The following is a 17915-nucleotide window of genomic DNA, read 5'->3' on the forward strand; positions in this document are numbered from 1 at the left end:
CTAAATTGAAGTGACACTTCAATTTAGATTAATTCTATCATATTGATAATAAAATTTTCTGTCAACATTTTTTTAAGGAGTGATTAAATGCAAGATAGTAACTTGGGTATTAAAATAAAGGAAATTCGAACAAAAAGACGTATGACATTGAAAGTCCTAGCTGAAATGACCGGGTTTTCCATTAGCTTTTTATCTCAACTGGAACGCGGGAAATCGTCAGCAACACTGGAGTCCCTTAAAAAGATTTCCATTGCTCTTAAAGTGAATCCAAGTTACTTTTTCATCGACCCAAACGAAGAAAAAGAAGTAGTTCATCGGAATTCAACCGTTCCAATGCGGACGAAAGAACTTAATATTTATTACAAAGATTTGAGCGGTGAGATGAATCAACCAGCATTTACACCACTCCTTGTTGTCATGAAACCTAATCAAAATGAAGGTGATCCCATCACCCACGAAGGACAGGAGTTTTTATATGTTCTCGAGGGACAATTGACTGTACAAATCGGAGAAAAACTACATACACTCGATGCCTTCGACTCCATAATGGTCGATTCCCGAGACCTACATTATTGGTATAATTATACTGATAACGATGTGCGTTTTTTATGTATTTCGTATGATGAAAAATAACACAAATAACCTCTAACCAGCAATTGGTCGGAGGTTATTTATCTTTTCTCATGTCATTTCCAACATGAAAATGTATTCCACTAACTTTCATGCTCGTGTTGGGATTGAGTAGGTGACTGTCTTCAAGTCTTACCCCAATCAGTTTTAAATGTTGCCAACTGAATTTCTGCATCAATAATTCTACGTTCTTTATCATTGAGCCAATGCATTGCTTCTTTCGTAAACTCTTTCGATTGTTCGAGTGAAGCTTTCATCGTTTCCGCGGAAGGCCCACCGTAGATCGTTCGTATAGCTACGAAATGTTGCGGACGTAATGTTTTATAGAAATCCTCTTCAGTGATTAGTAAATCTTTATTCAAAACAAGCTGTGCCTGGTCATTCGCCAGTTTCCATGTAAGGCTCATTAACGATTCCTCGCCTGCCACTACCAATGCTTTCACACAATTACTGACGATTAGATGGGATTGTCTGAAGGTTATCTGCTCCGAACGAACCAATGTATCAGCCAGTTCTGTCACGTTCGCAAAACTGCTTTCCGCCCGTTCAAGTAACTTTTTCTTATTTACTTTCATTGTTAGGACGACACTGCCGAACAATTGGTAGATTCCAATCAGCCGATCAATCGCTTTCCACAAAAAAGGCTGCATATCGTCTTCCGTGTCCACAATATCCCCAAACGGTGTGTTGTGCACCATCGTCAACACTGTATTCGTATCACCCACAACTGCTGACAATAAAGAACGCATATGTTCAATCGACACCGGGTTTCGTTTTTGAGGCATGATCGAACTTATTTGGACATATGGATCAGCCAATGTGAAAACATTAAACTCCTGCGTCGCCCATGTTAGAAAGTCTTGAACAGTACGCCCTAAATTTAACGCGGACAACTGGACTGCACTCGCCGACTCCGTAATGTAATCCGCGCCGGCCACCGCATCCCATGAATTCTCGATAATATCGTCAAACGCCAGCAAATCTCGCATTCGTTCACGGCTGATTGCAAAACCCGTAGTCGTTAGGGCAGCCGCTCCCATACTGCTTCGATTTACAGTTCCAAACGCCGACTGAACGCGCTTGAAATCTCTGCCGAGTTGGTCAATAACTGCCTTTAAATAATGGGCGAGCGTAGTCGGTTGCGCTTGTTGCGTATGGGTATAACCAATCATCACTGTATCGACATGCTCTTCACAAAATGCAATCAGTGCATCTTTTAACGCTAACATCTCACTCATTAGCTCAAGTAGCTTTTTACGAAGCGTCATCCGATAAATAGCGATTCCCATATCATTCCGGCTTCGCGCAATATGCAAATTCCCCGCAATCTCCCCTGCATCCTCAATCAAATCATGCTCAATGCGGAAAAAGAGATCTTCAAACAGCGGATTGTAATGGTCCGTACTGTAATAAGCCACATCGAGTGTCTGGATTGCTTTTCCAATCGTCACTGCATCTTCCTGACTGACAATACCTTGCTCTTCCAACATTTTTAAATGTGCAGTATGAATCTGAATCATCGAATGTAAAAAGTACTTCTTCGCTTCATCATAAGCAGGTTGCAAAACCATTTTCCGATACGTTTTAGACGGAAACTCTTCTCCTTCGACTTCATTGATGCGATCTTTGAAGCTCCTAATCATTAGGTAATCCACCCTTTCATTCGGAATTAAGTAATTAAATCGCCGAACCAGCAGTTCCTTTAGACAACTTTTCAGAAATCGTCAACACAATGAGGATTAAAATGATTTGCAACACACCATAAGCGCAGGCTGTTCCAAATTTAAAGGCATACATCTTTTGGAAAATCGCTACCGATAATGGCATCGTTGACGTACTATAAATGAGGATCGACGCTACAAACTCCCCGATACTTTGAACAAATGCAAGAAGTGTTCCTGCTAAAATTCCCGTCAATGTCAATGGTAAAACAATTTTTCGGAACGTCATCCACCAACCAGCGCCAAGACTCCTCGAAGCCTCTTCTATCGATTGGTCCATCTGCATTAACGACGCTGATGTCGAGCGGAAAACGAGTGGCAAGTGGCGGATGAAATAAGCGAGTGGCAATATCCAAAACGTCCCTATCAACACTTGATTGAAAGCGAAAATATTTTCTTCACTGAATGCTGCAATCAAATTCACTGCTACAACAGTACCTGGAAGCGCCCACGGAACCATGATTAAAATATCAAGCAATGTCTTCCCTTTGAAATTAAGCCTTACCATCGCATACGCCGCTGCGACACCGAACACGATGTTACCAAGCGTTGCCACAAAGCCCATTTGCAACGAGTTCCAAATTGGTCGCCATGTCCTTTCATCCGTGAATAATGCTTTATAATGGTCAAACGTATATTCAGGTGGCAACACTTGAGTCGTCCACGTGCCATCCACAGATAACGATATGAGAATGAGCGTCAAAATCGGCAATAACAAGATGAGAACGCCAACAAAAGATAGAATGACGGAAACCACTTTCATCGCCTTCGACTTCACTTCCGAACGATGGACACTAATTCCTTTGCTTAAGTTTTGGTAATTACGCCTATTTTGGTACCATCTCATGATGATTAAAAATGAAATTGATACAAATGATAATATTGTCGATTGTGTTGCGGCCATATCCAAGTTGCCATTCGTTCTCGATAAATAGATTTGCATCGTCATCGTCCGCTCCACTCCAAAAATGAGCGGTGCTGTGTATGACGCCATCGAAATCATGAACACGAGAAGCGCCGCGGCCACAATGGAAGGCGTCAGCATTGGTAAAATGATTTTTCGCCATATCCGAATTCTGCTCGCACCTAGGTTTGTCGCCGCTTCTTCGAGTGACGGATCGAGTCCCTTAATCGCCGCCGTCGCGGTCAAATAGAAGTACGTATACATCGTAAACGTATGGACTACAATAACGCCCCATACCCCTTTTAGCTTGAAAGGCACTTGCTCTAAGTTGAATAAATGCTGGATACCACGTGGAATAATCCCACTTTCTCCATATAAAAACGTAAACGACAGCACACCAACTAACGGCGGCAACGCCATTGGCACTAAAACAAGAATGGACAACACACGCCGCCCTGGAAAGTCATACCGCTCCAGTAAAAAAGCCATCAACACGCCGACAATCGCACACGTAATAACACTAATTACTGAAATGTACACACTCGTCCAGAGTGCTTCCAGATTGGATGTACTCTCCAAACTGAAAAACTTTTTATAATTGTTCAGCCCTGTCTCACTGCCAAAGCTTTGGATGAACGTTTGGTAAAATGGAAAAATAACATATCCAAACAAAATGAGGAACAATGGTGATATAAGGACATAGATAAATGAAGGAGACCGCGTAATACGTGCCCACAAACTATCTTGCGACGAGTAGATTGTCTGTTTTTTCATAAGTCTAGCCCCCTATTCCCCAAGAAAGTAAAGGCTTCGAGACGGGATACTTAACTGGATGGAATCCCCGATTTGCAACAGTTTTCCGCCTGTATTAATAATCATTACTTTGAGCGTAATACCAGGAATCTTCACGATATAATTGACACTTAGACCGGTAAATTCAACAAATGTAATTTCTCCAGTCAGTGTGTTTTCCCCATCTCCTTGAAGAATTGATTCTGGACGGATTGACACATGGATTGTTTCCCCTTTATTCATCGGAGCAAGTGGAGAACTGTTTTCAAGAAGTCCCGTCAGCGTGACACCTTGTTCATTTTTCACAACAACTTTTTCACTGTCGATCGACATGATAGTCATTTCTAGCGTATTCGATTCGCCAATGAACGATGAAACGAATCGATTCACTGGACGATTGTAAATTTCCTGCGGCGTACCAATCTGTTGTACATAGCCGTTTTCCATCACCATAATGCGATCAGACATCGCCATCGCTTCCGTCTGATCATGTGTAACATAGACCGTCGTCACACCAAGTTCCGCTTGCAGCCTTTTTATTTCAATACGCGTTTCTTCGCGCAACTTGGCATCCAAGTTCGATAACGGTTCATCCAACAGTAAAATATCCGGTTTAATGACGAGCGCCCGAGCTAATGCGACACGTTGCTGCTGACCGCCAGAAAGCTCATTGATTTTTCGCCCACCGTATTGTTCAAGCCGCACAAGGCCCCTCACTTCATCTACCTTTGCTTTTATATCCTCTTTCGAAAACTTCCTCACTTCTAAGCCAAACGCAATGTTTTCATTCACCGTCATATGCGGGAAAAGTGCATAGTTTTGGAACACCATGCCGATGTCTCGCTTATTTGGCTGCAACCTTGTTACATCACGTTCATCAAAAAAAATCTTCCCATCCGTTGGGTAATAAAATCCTGCAATCATACGAAGCGTCGTCGTCTTTCCGCATCCGCTCGGACCAAGAAATGTGAAAAATTCTCCAGGTTGAATATCGATATTCAACTCTTTCACACCGTGAACTTTTCCGAACGTTTTCGTTATATCTTGTAATCGAACACCCTTCATCCCGTCACCCCTTTCGCTCAAATCTATATAGGTTGAAATAAAAAAGTTCATTGAATCCGCTACGGCGCTTGGGGATGCCTCCCGCCCTAAGCCAGATGAGATATCCTTTAACCTATATGAAATATCCTCTTAGCATTAACTGTATAATTTCTGCAAAGAACGCAGAAATTATACAAACCGAACTCTTCGTTGTTCGGTTGGCTACCCCTTAGAAGGCGCCTTCGCTCAGTTTATATAGATGTTCATTTGTTCAACAATATAGTCACTATGTAATGGAAAGACCTCGAGAGTGATAACCCGAGGTCTTACTGAAAAGCACAGCCCGCCTGCCTAGATGCGACAGGAGCCTAGTCATTATTCCATGTAGAAAAAGTGTACTTATCTTTCAACTATAATTACTTCCCTTTACCCTTGATATTCGAATCCCAATGCTCCATCCATTCCGCTTCTTTGTCAGCCATCACTTCCCAATCGATATCAAGTGCCTTCAAGTCAAGGTCTTGATACCAATCCGGCATATCTTCTTTGGCAATATCCGAGCGTGTCGGAATCTGATAAAGTTCTTCTGCAAGTTCCGCACGTACTTCTGGATCAAAGAGGAATTCGTAGAATAATTTCGCATTCGCTTCATTTTTCGCATCGTTGACAATACCGACCGCATCTACCAGAATCGGCGCACCACTTTTCGGATAAATATAGTCAAACGGTTGGTTGTTCAATTTACTTTGCAGCAAGATGTCTTGCAAATTCCACAACGACACCGTTCCTTCTTGACGCACCAGCTTCAAATAGAGATTCGTCGGATCTTGCGCATAATCTTTCGTGTTTGCATCTAAGCCTTTAAGCCATTCATAGCCTTTTTCAGGATCATCCGCACCTTGACGATAAATCATTGATGAGTAAATTGTACGCATCGTACCAGACGCTAGAACGCCGCGGATAACAATTTTATCTTTCCATTCCGGCTTCAACAAATCATCCCAATCTTGCGGACCCGTTTCCGGTGTTAATACATCGCTATTGATCATAATGACTTCCGGCAATAGCATTTCTCCGTACCATCTGCCTTCAGCATCTTTATAGTCGGCCGCAATCGCCTCGTCAAATGACGGCTTGAACGGCATAAGCAGATCTTCATCCGCCGCCACCATCATTGCGGATTGTGTACCGCCCCACCAGAAGTCCGCTTGAGGATTCGCTTTCTCACCGCGGACACGCTCCAGTATTTGTTGTGCCCCCATCGTCAAATTATCAACTTGAATGTCAGGGTATTTTTCATTGAACATTCCAACGACCTTCTCAACAACACTTTCATCACGCCCTGTGTAAATAACGAGCTTGCCTGAAGCGCCTTCTTCTTTCACTACGTCATCGTCCTTTTTGGTGTCGCCTTCCCCTTTATCATTACCACACGCTGCGGCAACAAGGAGAAACAGGACAAGCAACATACTAAAGATTCCTTTTTTCTTCAATAAAATGACCCCCCTTTTAGTTATATAAACGATTGCAAGGTAGCGAGGAATTAACTACCACTCTGTTACTATATGGTTCCCCAACTAGAGATGTTTCATTTAGTGTAAAATGGAAATTCATTCAAGTCAAATTTATCGGTATTTTCTAAATACGTTTTATGACCGTAACTATTTTCATTAAACAAAAAAGAACCCCTTCAAGCACTTTAATGCTTGAAAAGGTCGCTTCATTATTTCATGTTCATCCAAATGGATAGGCGTGTACGGTATTCCCCATTCGTCCCGTAGTCGTCACTGCTTGTGACAATGAATTTAAAATCGCATCCTCTGTAACATCTGATGCACCTGAAAAAAAGTCATTCATAATCGGATGATCTTCTCTTAGCTCAATCCTTGTTTCAACAGTATCCGTAGTGAAATGCGGTACTTTATGAGCCGTTGAAAAAGCGATGACAATGTCACCACTGCCATTGCTAAAATGACTACCCGTTCTCCCAAGTCCTATACCACATCTTTTCGCCAGCCGCTTTAACTGCCTGCTGCCCAGCGGTGCATCTGTAGCCAAGACAATCATGATAGATCCATCAGCTGGTTTGGGATATGTAGGCACGTTCTGATTGTCACTCAGTTTATATCTGTCCATTTGAAAATCTTCTTTTCTCCCAAAATTACTAAGGACTAAGCAACCAATTGTATAAGTCTCTCCACTTGTGCCATCTTTGATGATTCGTGATGAAGAGCCGATTCCACCTTTATAGCCGAAACAAATCATGCCTTTTCCAGCTCCAACCGCCCCTTCTAGGGAAGCCTCAGTGGAAGCTTCTTTAATAGAAGCAATCGCGTGACTTGGTTGAATCGGTAGCTCGCGAATCGAGTTTAGCCTGCTGTCATTACATTCCCCGACAACCAAATTTATAGTTCCAGTTGTATCTCCAATCTCAGGGTTTTGTTCTAACATATACTGCAAGGCCCCTTGTGTAACCGCTGGAACACCAAACGTATTGGTTAGCATAATCGGTGACTCTATCAGCCCTAATTCATCAACTTGGACGAGTCCTGTCGTCTTTCCGAAACCATTCAACACGTAACTCGCGCCCACTACTTTATTCATGAACAAATTGTCCCCATGTGGTAATATAGCAGTCACGCCAGTAGCGGCGTATTCAGCCCCCTGCAATGGATTATCCAGTGTGACATGCCCAACTTTCACACCCTCTACATCCGTAATACAATTCTTTATCCCGACCGGAAGACGACCAATCGTAATACCTCTATCTCTAATTTTTTTCGGCTGTTGTAGCTTCAATTTTAATCACTCCAGGTAATAATGGTTTTTAGATGAATGACTAGTTCAAGATACTGAACTCGCAATCATGATTGAACTTCTAATCAATTGATAACACTCCAACACATCATCAGTGACAAATGAAATCGTAAGGGGTCCTGTCCTTTTCACGAAGGGTACTATCTCAACTGCATCAGCCAGACCGGTATGCAAAAACTCCATTTTCACTGTATAAGGTGCTTCCATAGTAAATGGTTTAATCTCGTCGCGGTGGAGCAACGCTTTTTTCGTGCCTTCTTTTATGAGTTCCCTTGCCCTAACCGGATGGACGTTCAGAGCCGTAGTTCGATTAATCGTTTGTTTTACGATTGCCTGATGAATATCTGGAATGCACTCCTCGGCTTCGATTGCTACTAAATTACAGCCTGATACAAACACAACTGGCACATCAAAATGACCGGCAACCAGGGCATTTAGACCAAATTCCCCAAGCTCTACTCCATTTACTTCAATAGTCCTGACTACCCGACCATTAAATGTATGATTTAATATACCATCTGTACCCATTCGAGTGTGATACCCGACAAAAAGAACCGCGTCGAAATCCGCACTAATCCCTTCCATCATCGCCAGTTTTTTCGGTCCCCCTAGAATAAGTTCTGCTTTCGTATGTAATTTCTCATGATAGATATTACGCATTGTTCCGTGGGAGTCATTGACAACAACTTTTTCTGCTCCCGCCTCCAATGCGCCAAGTACGCAAGCATTAACCTCTTCAGTCATCAACATCCGTGCATAGTCATGCTCTCTACCATCCCGGGCTGTATGTTCACCATGAACGACCCCTGAGACACCTTCTATATCAGCTGAAATATAAACGCGCATAGTTGCTCCTTTCACAAAGTGATTTTTCATTCTATATATTGAATTAAAGAACTCCATCGATTCCGCTACGGCGCTAGGGGATGCCTCCCGCCCTAAGCCAAGCAGCTTCGCCGCCAATCTTAGGGCTTCGGCTACCCCTTGTTAGGCGCCTTCACTCTGTTAAAACACATAGTCCTAGTTACTGACAACATACGATTTGTGGTAGCAACTGGGACTGGCCCAATGTACTATCTAAAAAAAACTCCTTGTAATTAGGTTTGTCGGATTATAACTCTCCCAACGCCCCATCTTAAAAGGAGACACTCACAATCAATACTACTTAAGTATGTTGGACAGACTTAACCAGTTCCATAAGCTTTGCATTAAACTTCAAAGTCATTTCCCCAGCAGACCCGTCCTTAATATTCTTCCCGTCTACATTAACAATCGGCATGACTTCATTAGTTGTACTTGTAATGAAAACCTCATCCGCCTGCATCAATTCTTCAGTCGTGAATTGTTTTTCAACAAATGGAACACCAAGACCATTTGCAAGTTCTTTTACCGCCATCCGTGTAATTCCAGCTAAAATATGTTTTGAAAGCGGTGTTGTATAGATTGTCTTGTCGCTTACTATATACACATTAGAACTCGTTCCTTCTGTCACGAAACCATCTTTCACAAGAATTGCTTCATAACAACCAGCGTCTTGGGCGGTTTGTTTAGCCAGTATATTCGGCAGAAGATTTAATGATTTAATATAACAGTTTGCCCATCGTTCATCTTCATGGAATATCGCCTTCATTCCTTTTTCTCTGACGGTATCACTTGTTGGTTTCATTGGCCTAATTGTCATTGAAACAGAGACAGGCACGTCTGGGAATAAGTGCTTTCTCGTTGCAACGCCTCTTGTAATTTGAATATAAACATCACAATCTGCCAAGCCTGATTTCTCAACCGCTTCGTGGATAAGCTGTCGAATCTCTTCTATAGATTGATCACCTTGCAGCCTAATTGCTTGTGCACTTTTAAATAGCCGCTCAATATGTTCTTCTAACATGAAGAATTTACCGCCGTAAACTCTAATCACCTCATAAACACCATCGCCAAATTGATGACCTCGTTCGTCGATAGGAATAACAAGTTGCTCAACTGAAATAAATTCACCATTAAAATAACCAATTGTCATATAATAATCCTCCTCAATATAGGCATCGCTATTAATCCGGTAAATCAATTGATACCACAGAATTTGTTTATCTAAATCTGAACTCGCCTCTAAAATTCGTTACTTGCTACTTCATTGTGCTGTTTCAAAAATGTTTCGCCTTTATCCGATAATTTCGTCCCGCCCCTGCCTTGACGCGCATTGACTAAACCTATCTCCTGCAGTATTTCTAATCGAAGCCGAAGTTGTTGATCGGAAAACGTAATACCAGCATCTCGTAATTTCAGTTTTACTTTTGCACGACCAAAGGATTCGAAGTCCCCCTTAGCTTCTTTGTAGACAGCTAAGATTGCTAAACTCTCTTCTAAAAAACCATGTTCTTCAATTTTATCGATAATCGACCTCATTGTTTCTACAGCCAAGGAGTTATACTTTTCCTTCCTATCCTCGACTTTTGAACGCTTATCAGCCTGTTGAACCAATACTTTCTTATACTGAAGTTCGTTTTCATCATTCCACTTTTCTGCCAATGCCAATTGCGATTTATAGAATCTATTCATTAATGAAATCTGTCCCATTTCAGATTTCACGAATTTAGCTGTCTCCAGCACAGTTTTGAAATCCAGTGTCCTTGGGGCAATATCAATCACATTTTCAAATTCCCTCGGAACAAGTTCCTTCTCTCCAGGAGTAACAATCCAATTGATATTGGAAGGCATTAAATTCATAGGATCATAAGCAATATAGTCGTGCTCAAAATAGATACTTTTAAGGGAACGAGCTGTTTCTACAGCATGTTCCATAGTGTCGTTTATGACTAGAATTTGTTGTCCGTTTAGCAGTTTGTACAGGTCTTTCGTTGCTGCTATATTTACTTCGCGCTTGGCAATAATAATTGGACATGATTCCGGTATGAACGGACGAGTTATTCCCTTTAATATCTCTTTAGACAGGATAACAATATCCTGTTCCGCAATGACATCCATTGTAAGCTCTTGGAGCGTGATTGCAGATAACTCAATTTCATCTCCAAATATCTCCACTAATTGATTGACCACGATGTCTAAATAAGCTTTTTGAATTGAAATAACATGAAGTTTTCGCATCTAATTAACCCCGTAATTCTTCTGCAAAATGACAAGCCACAAAATGACCTTTGCCTAATTCCCGGAACTCGGGTACTTGATCTTTGCATAATTGTTGGGCAAAAGGACAACGAGTGTGGAATGTGCATCCAGAAGGCGGATCGGCCGGACTCGGTATATCCCCTTTTAATATAATTCGATCTCTTCTTAAAGTAGGATCCGGTATTGGAACTGCACTTAGTAAAGCTTTCGTGTAAGGATGAAGTGGACCTCCGAACAATCCATCCCGATCAGCCAATTCGACAAGCCTCCCTAAATACATAACCCCAACCCGATCCGAAATATGTTCTACTACACTTAAATCATGCGCGATAAATACATATGTCAAATTATATTGTTCCTGTAAATCTTTTAATAAGTTTAGAATTTGTGATTGAATGGAAACGTCAAGTGCCGAAACCGGTTCATCTGCAATGATAAGCTTTGGATTCACTGCCAGTGCTCGTGCAATACCGATTCGTTGGCGCTGCCCACCACTAAACTCATGGGGATAGCGATTCGCATGGTATCTATTCAACCCGACAACTTCCAATAATTCAATAACACGGTCTGCCCTTTTCGATTTTTCGATATTATGAACGATCAGTGGTTCTTCGATGATTTCTTTTACAGTAAGCCGAGGATTGAGTGACGCATAGGGATCTTGGAAAACCATTTGGAATTCTTTTCGTAGCGGGCGAATTTCATCATCCGTTAAATCGGTGATGTCTTGCCCCTCAAAAATAATTCGTCCTTCCGTCGCATCCAATAACTTCATTAATACTCTGCCGGTAGTGGACTTTCCACAGCCACTTTCTCCAACGATGCTTAATGTCTCTCCCTTTTTCACAGTAAATGAAACACCATCTACCGCTTTTACAAACTCTTTCTTTTTACTGAACAGCTTTTTCTTTATCGGAAAATACTTTTTTATGTTGTGTACTTCCAGCAAGTTCTGACTCATCTTGATGCACCTCCTCGTGTAACCAGCATCTGACAGAATGCTTCACTAATACTTCTTTAAATTCAGGTTCTTTTTCCCAGCATATATCCATTGCATGTGGACATCTCGGGGCAAACTTACAACCTTCCGGCATCCTCGATGGTATCGGAACATTACCCGGAATAGATTGCAATCGTTCTACCCTTTCCCCTATCTTAGGAATAGAAGCCAGTAATCCCTGCGTATAAGGGTGTTTCGGATTAGCAAAGATTGATAGGACATCGCTTTCTTCTACTGCACGCCCCCCGTACATGACCACAACACGATCACACATTTCTGCAACTACACCTAAATCATGCGTAATAAGTAAAATGGCAGTATCTGTTGTTTTCGTCAAGTTACGCATTAAATCTAATATCTGCGCTTGTATTGTCACATCCAGTGCCGTTGTCGGTTCATCAGCTATCAAGACTTTCGGGTTACAAGCCATGGCCATCGCAATCATGACACGTTGACGCATGCCACCTGACAACTGATGCGGAAACTCATGGACAATTTTGTCTGGGCGTGAAATTCCAACTGCTGTTAGCATTTCAATTGATCTAACTCTCGCCTGCTTTTTCGTCATCTTTAAATGAAGGATAATAGCTTCTTCCAATTGACGCCCAATTTTAAATACGGGATTCAATGAAGTCATTGGTTCTTGAAATATCATCGCAATTTCATTGCCGCGGATTTTTCGCATTTCATTTTCGCTGATTTTGACAAGATCTCTGCCTTCATAAAGAATTTCTCCACCTGCAATATGCCCGGGTGTGTCTTTCAACAACCTCATAATTGAGAGTGAGGTAACACTCTTCCCGCTTCCCGATTCTCCAACTATGCCAAGTGTTTCACCTTTTGAAACTTCAAAAGAGACTCCGTCCACTGCTTTTACAACACCGGAATCACTTGTGAAATGTGTTTGTAGGTTATTTACTTTCAGTACAGTTTGATCCACTAGAATGCCTCCTTTCTACCAAGTATCAGTCCTTAATTTTCGGATCAAGCGCATCACGTAAGCCATCACCTAGAAGGTTAAATGCAAGTACAGTGATGAAGATTGCGAGTCCCGGAAAGACTGTCACATGTGGTGCAATATTTAAATAATCCCTTCCGCCGCTTAACATGGCACCCCACTCAGGTGAAGGCGGCTGTGCGCCTAGCCCAAGGAAACTTAAGCTTGCTGCTGTTAAGATTGCCGAACCGATTCGCATCGTGAAATAGACAATAATACTAGATAATGTTCCTGGAAAGACATGCTTCCAAATAATTCGACGTGGTCTTGCACCAATTGATTTTGTAGCCTCAACATAGAGGGTTGACTTAACAGCTAGCGTCGAGCTACGTACAATTCGGGCAAATACCGGAACACTGAAAATCGCGACCGCTATGACGACGTTGCTAAGCCCAGGTCCCAGAATTGCAATAATACCGATAGCTAACAAGATTCCAGGGAATGCGAGTAATACATCACACATGCGCATGATAATCATGTCGATTTTTCTACCGTAATAGCCTGCAATAAGCCCTAAAAATGTTCCCCCAATTGCTCCTAAGAAAACGGAAGTTAATCCGACGTATAAAGAAATTTGTGTACCTGCGATAATTCTGCTGAAAATGTCCCTACCATAAGCATCGGTTCCCGCCCAGTGTTGAGCTGAAGGACCAGAAAGTACATTGTCATAATCTGGTTCTGCTATATCGTAAGGCACAAAAAATGGGCCGACAAGTGCAAGTGCAATCAGAAATAGCACAAAAAAGAATGATACAAACGCAAGTTTTTGTTTTTTGAACTTCCTCCAAAACTCAGAGAATGGTGTATTCGATGTAATATTTTCCAAGGTTCGTTGCATATATTCTTCTTTTTTAGACAGTTTTACTTCAACCACTTTGGTCCCCTCCTTACTCATACCGGATCTGTGGATTCAAGATGCCATACAACAGATCAACAATTAGATTAATTACGATGAATTCTAAAGCAAAGATCATCATTTCTGCTTGAATAACCGGGTAGTCACGGTAAGCAACTGAGTCGATTAGTAGTTTTCCTAACCCCGGCCAGCTGAATACAGTTTCAATAACAACTGATCCTCCGAGCAGGAATCCGAATTGCAAACCTGTCATTGTAACAACGGGAATCATTGCGTTTCTTAATCCATGTCCCCACGTAACATTACGTTCGCTTAATCCTTTTGATCTGCCTGTACGGATATAATCTTCTTTCAGCACATCCATCAAAGATGATCGTGTAAAACGTGCGACTACAGCTGCTACACCGGTTCCAAGAGTGAATGCAGGAAGGATATAACTCTTCCATGACTCCATTCCTCCAGTAGGTAGCCAGCCAAGCGTTACGGCGAAAAGTTGGATAAGCATGAGTCCTAGCCAGAATGACGGCAACGATAACCCTGAAACAGCTCCAAACATTCCTAAATAATCCTGCCATTTATTCCTTTTTGTTGCCGAAATTACACCAATCACTAAACCAACAATGACCGCCCACACCATACTCCAGACGGTTAACCAAAATGTCGGCATGAATCGTTCGCCTATCTCATCGCTCACCGGCCGATTTGTTTTTAGTGAATTCCCCATGTCTCCTTTAAAAAGGTTTTTCATATAAGTGACATACTGTTCTACAATCGGCTTATCCAAGCCTAGTTCCTTCCTCACCATCTCCACATCTGCCAGTGTTGCATCTTCGCCGGCAACTAGACGGGCTGGATCCCCAGGAATCATATGTACGAATAGAAAAATTAGAATGGATACTATCAACAGGATCGGGATAATTTCGAGTAGTCTTTTAATGATGAATCGAAACAATTGAACCACTCCTTTGGTATAAAGATAGAGCGCTATATATTAATTATATATAGCGCCCTTTTATCAATTCATTACTCGATTTCGATATCTGATACGCTCAATGAACCATCCGGTAAAAGATAGATTCCTTTTAGATAGTTCTTCTTACCAGCCAATGTATTGTCAGCAGATAAGAAGACCCAAGGTGCATCATCCCAAACTAATTTCTGTGCATCTTCATAAGCTTTTGCTCGTTTATCCAAATCTGCTGTTTGCAGACCATCTAGAATTAGCTGATCTACTTCAGGATTGTCGTAATAAGAAACGTTATATGACATAGGCGGGAATGCATCTTTGCCCCCAACAAGTGGACGAATACCCCAGTCAGCATCGCCAGTAGATGGTGACCATCCACCATAGTACAATTCAAGCTCAGCATCATCTGGGTTTTGAACAGACCAAATTTTGTCCGATATTGTGCCTGATTCCATAGGTACAACTTCAACATCTATACCGACTTGTGCCATTTGCTGTTGTAAGAATTCCATTGCCTTAATCGCGCCAGAGCTGTTGCCGCCCCATAGTTTCGCTTTAAAGCCCTTTTCAACGCCAGCTTCTTTTAGTAGGTCCTGCGCTTTTTCAAGGTCAAATGCATAAGGCTCTTGTTTTGAGTAAAACTGAACGTCAGGTGCAATAATGGAATCCAATACAGTTCCTTGATCGTTCATTACAACTTTGACGAAAGCTTCTTTATTAATTGCATAGTTAAGTGCTTGTCTAACTTTAACGTCATCATATGGTGCTTTTAATGTGTTCATAGACATGTAACGAACTACAATAGAAGGCTTACTTTCAACTTCTATACCGTTTTTCCCGTTAATTCCCTCTACTTGTTCAGTAGGAACTGGATAAATGAAGTCCGCTTCACCTGTTTGCAACATCGCAATTCTTGATCCATTTTCCGATACCGGTTTAAATGTGATGGAATCTACTTTCGGGAATCCTGCATTCCAATATTCTTCGTTCTTTTCAATTTTTAAACCTTCACTCGGTTTCCATTCAACAAATTTAAATGCCCCAGTTCCAACTGGATTTCTTGCAACTTCTTTCCCAAACTCTTCTAAAGCTTTCGGGCTGTGCATTAATCCAGCTGGGTGAGCGAACGTGTTGATCATCGCGCCGAAAGGTTCTGATAGTGTAAATTTCACTTCATATTCATTAATAACTTCTGTTTTTTCAATTAAAGCGTAGAGGCTGTGTCTCTTCAATCCGCTATTTGGATCTGATAATCTATCAAAGTTCACTTTTACCGCTTCTGCATTAAAAGGCGTTCCATCATGGAATTTCACATTTTCACGTAATTTGAATGTGAATTCAGTTGCCTCAGCATTTGCCGAATACTCTTCAGCCAAAAGTGGAATCACATTCATATCTTTATCAAACCCTACAAGTCCTTCAAGCATTGCTTTTTGAGCTGAGCCAGATAGCGTGTCATTTGTGTCATGTGGGTCCATGCCTGTAAAGTTATCCGCTACAGCAATGACGATATCCTTACCTTCTTTTTCAGCTTTTCCAGCAGGCTTTCCATCCTCTTTACTAGCATCTTTACTGCCCTCTTTTGAATCACTGCTACAGCCGGCTAAAACGAGTAGCATCATTAAGGCCAGTAAAGAAATTAAACCATACGCTTTTTTCATCTTCTTCTCCCCTTTACTAACTTTTTTTATGATAAAATGCATTACGCATTTTTCAATGAAAAGATTGGACTTAATTGTCCGACGACTTCCTGTCTCGCATTCTTCAACTTCGGATAGTGATAATCATGTAATAGTTTAATCTGTTTTTCATTGAGTAAATCGAGCTGTTTTAGCACTTCCACCGCAACAGGCGAAGTTGCTCGACCATTACCATCCTCAATTTTAATGGCAATTCCAAGACCTGTTTCAAGATCTCCTATACAGTAAACTCCTTCAGCCCCGGCTTTTCCAAACATTCTTCCATCTTCAATCCTCATAAAATCTGAACAAAAGCGGTTAGTGCCTCCGACCATTTCTGGTGCTGCCATCATAGCTGCAGTCACTTGCTCAATTGCATTTTTTCTTTTTTCAGGAAATGATATTGGTTTTGCCATCTTTGCAAAACTTAATGCGAGGTTTTTTAGTGGAATGCCATGGACAGGAACTCCGCAACCATCAATACCAATTTCTATCTCATTTAAGGGTGTTTCAGAGATATCACTTATCACTTCCATAATTCTTTTCTGAACTGGATGATCCGTTTTATAGTAATCTTCCAAACTCTCACCCATATGTATGGCTGTAGTTAACATGCCGCTATGTTTCCCAGAACAGTTGTTATATTCGGGCGTGATTTCCTTACCCGCTATAATTAATGCTTCATACGCTTCTGTCCAGCGTGGAGGATGCGTGCCGCATTTCAAATCGTCCGTTCCAAGCCCTAGTCTAGATAAAATGGTTTTTACCCGGTCGGTATGCTGATTTTCTCCATTATGTGATGCACAAGCTAATGACAGATCTGCCTGATTGAATTGATAATGGTCAGCTGCTCCTGTTTCAACAATCGGAATCGCTTGTAAAGGTTTCATTGACGAGCGAGCAAACGTTACCCTATTAGGATTTCCTTTGGAATAGAGAAGTTTACCTTCACTATTCACTACTGCAATATGTCCCCAATGCTCACTTTCAACATTATCTCCTCTTATTACATCTACTAAATGTTCAGCATTCATAGTTGCACCTCTTATTATCTGTATTTTCTAACTATATTATCTCATGTTACACCTTATTACAACCCTTTATTTAGAATATGCTCCCTATTCTAAAAACTAATCATGGGTTAATGCGTTGATATATGCGTGAATAGGTAAAATATAATACCTAAAGTGGTAAATTTGGACAATCCTTTGATAACAGATACAATGAGCGGACTTGCAATAACAAGTAGCAACGAGTCTGCAGGTAAAATCATGGACGCGTGAAGACCTGTAATTTTAGAGTGCATCGGGTCCAGCATCATATAGAGCTTATATATTGAACATATGAGTAGCTATATAAACTGAGTGTAGGCGATTTAGAAGGGGTAG

The 17915-nt window shown here is 41.5% G+C and carries 15 protein-coding genes; 1 reads left to right on the forward strand and 14 read right to left on the reverse strand.

Going from position 1 to position 17915, the window contains the following annotated elements; all coding sequences use genetic code 11:
- Positions 1-87: 87 nt before the first annotated feature.
- Positions 88-633, forward strand: coding sequence for a helix-turn-helix domain-containing protein (locus tag H7992_RS19720; RefSeq protein ID WP_187045699.1), 546 nt, complete (start codon positions 88-90; stop codon positions 631-633).
- Between the two features lie 122 nt (positions 634-755).
- Here H7992_RS19720 and argH read toward each other — a convergent pair whose 3' ends face one another.
- The 14 genes from argH to H7992_RS19790 all read right to left on the reverse strand — a co-directional run bounded on the left by argH (position 756) and on the right by H7992_RS19790 (position 17561).
- Complete coding sequence (gene argH / locus H7992_RS19725; RefSeq protein ID WP_187045700.1) at positions 756-2273, reverse strand: argininosuccinate lyase; 1518 nt, start codon at positions 2271-2273, stop codon at positions 756-758.
- Between the two features lie 34 nt (positions 2274-2307).
- A complete protein-coding gene (locus H7992_RS19730) occupies positions 2308-4029 on the reverse strand; it encodes an ABC transporter permease (RefSeq protein WP_187045701.1) in 1722 nt (573 codons plus the stop codon).
- Positions 4030-4041: 12 nt separating this feature from the next.
- Positions 4042-5112, reverse strand: coding sequence for an ABC transporter ATP-binding protein (locus H7992_RS19735; protein WP_187045702.1), 1071 nt, complete (start codon positions 5110-5112; stop codon positions 4042-4044).
- A gap of 395 nt (positions 5113-5507) precedes the next feature.
- Positions 5508-6560 (reverse strand): extracellular solute-binding protein, encoded by a 1053-nt coding sequence (locus tag H7992_RS19740; protein WP_156476180.1) that lies wholly within the window; start codon positions 6558-6560, stop codon positions 5508-5510.
- Positions 6561-6825: 265 nt separating this feature from the next.
- Complete coding sequence (locus H7992_RS19745) at positions 6826-7890, reverse strand: DmpA family aminopeptidase (RefSeq protein WP_187045703.1); 1065 nt, start codon at positions 7888-7890, stop codon at positions 6826-6828.
- A gap of 45 nt (positions 7891-7935) precedes the next feature.
- Positions 7936-8754 (reverse strand): M55 family metallopeptidase, encoded by an 819-nt coding sequence (locus tag H7992_RS19750; RefSeq protein ID WP_187045704.1) that lies wholly within the window; start codon positions 8752-8754, stop codon positions 7936-7938.
- A gap of 319 nt (positions 8755-9073) precedes the next feature.
- Positions 9074-9922, reverse strand: a complete 849-nt coding sequence (gene dat / locus H7992_RS19755; RefSeq protein WP_187045705.1) for a D-amino-acid transaminase — start codon at positions 9920-9922, stop codon at positions 9074-9076.
- Between the two features lie 89 nt (positions 9923-10011).
- Positions 10012-11007 carry a winged-helix domain-containing protein gene (locus H7992_RS19760; RefSeq protein WP_187045706.1) on the reverse strand — a complete coding sequence of 332 codons (996 nt, stop codon included), beginning with the start codon at positions 11005-11007 and terminating at the stop codon, positions 10012-10014.
- A gap of 4 nt (positions 11008-11011) precedes the next feature.
- Complete coding sequence (locus H7992_RS19765) at positions 11012-11989, reverse strand: ABC transporter ATP-binding protein (protein ID WP_187045707.1); 978 nt, start codon at positions 11987-11989, stop codon at positions 11012-11014.
- Positions 11919-12968 (reverse strand): ABC transporter ATP-binding protein, encoded by a 1050-nt coding sequence (locus H7992_RS19770; protein ID WP_187045708.1) that lies wholly within the window; start codon positions 12966-12968, stop codon positions 11919-11921. The genes H7992_RS19765 and H7992_RS19770 overlap by 71 nt, the downstream gene beginning before the upstream one ends.
- 25 nt (positions 12969-12993) lie before the next feature.
- Complete coding sequence (locus H7992_RS19775) at positions 12994-13863, reverse strand: ABC transporter permease subunit (RefSeq protein WP_187047977.1); 870 nt, start codon at positions 13861-13863, stop codon at positions 12994-12996.
- A 49-nt stretch (positions 13864-13912) separates the two neighbouring features.
- Positions 13913-14833: a glutathione ABC transporter permease GsiC gene (gene gsiC / locus H7992_RS19780; protein ID WP_187045709.1), complete on the reverse strand. Its 921-nt coding sequence runs from the start codon at positions 14831-14833 to the stop codon at positions 13913-13915.
- Positions 14834-14904: 71 nt separating this feature from the next.
- Positions 14905-16509: a glutathione ABC transporter substrate-binding protein gene (locus H7992_RS19785; RefSeq protein ID WP_187045710.1), complete on the reverse strand. Its 1605-nt coding sequence runs from the start codon at positions 16507-16509 to the stop codon at positions 14905-14907.
- 41 nt (positions 16510-16550) lie between these two features.
- Positions 16551-17561, reverse strand: a complete 1011-nt coding sequence (locus tag H7992_RS19790; protein ID WP_187045711.1) for an asparaginase — start codon at positions 17559-17561, stop codon at positions 16551-16553.
- Positions 17562-17915 lie beyond the last annotated feature (354 nt).

It is taken from the genome of Sporosarcina sp. resist (assembly GCF_014302295.1).
GTDB classification, from domain to species: Bacteria; Bacillota; Bacilli; order Bacillales_A; family Planococcaceae; genus Sporosarcina; species Sporosarcina psychrophila.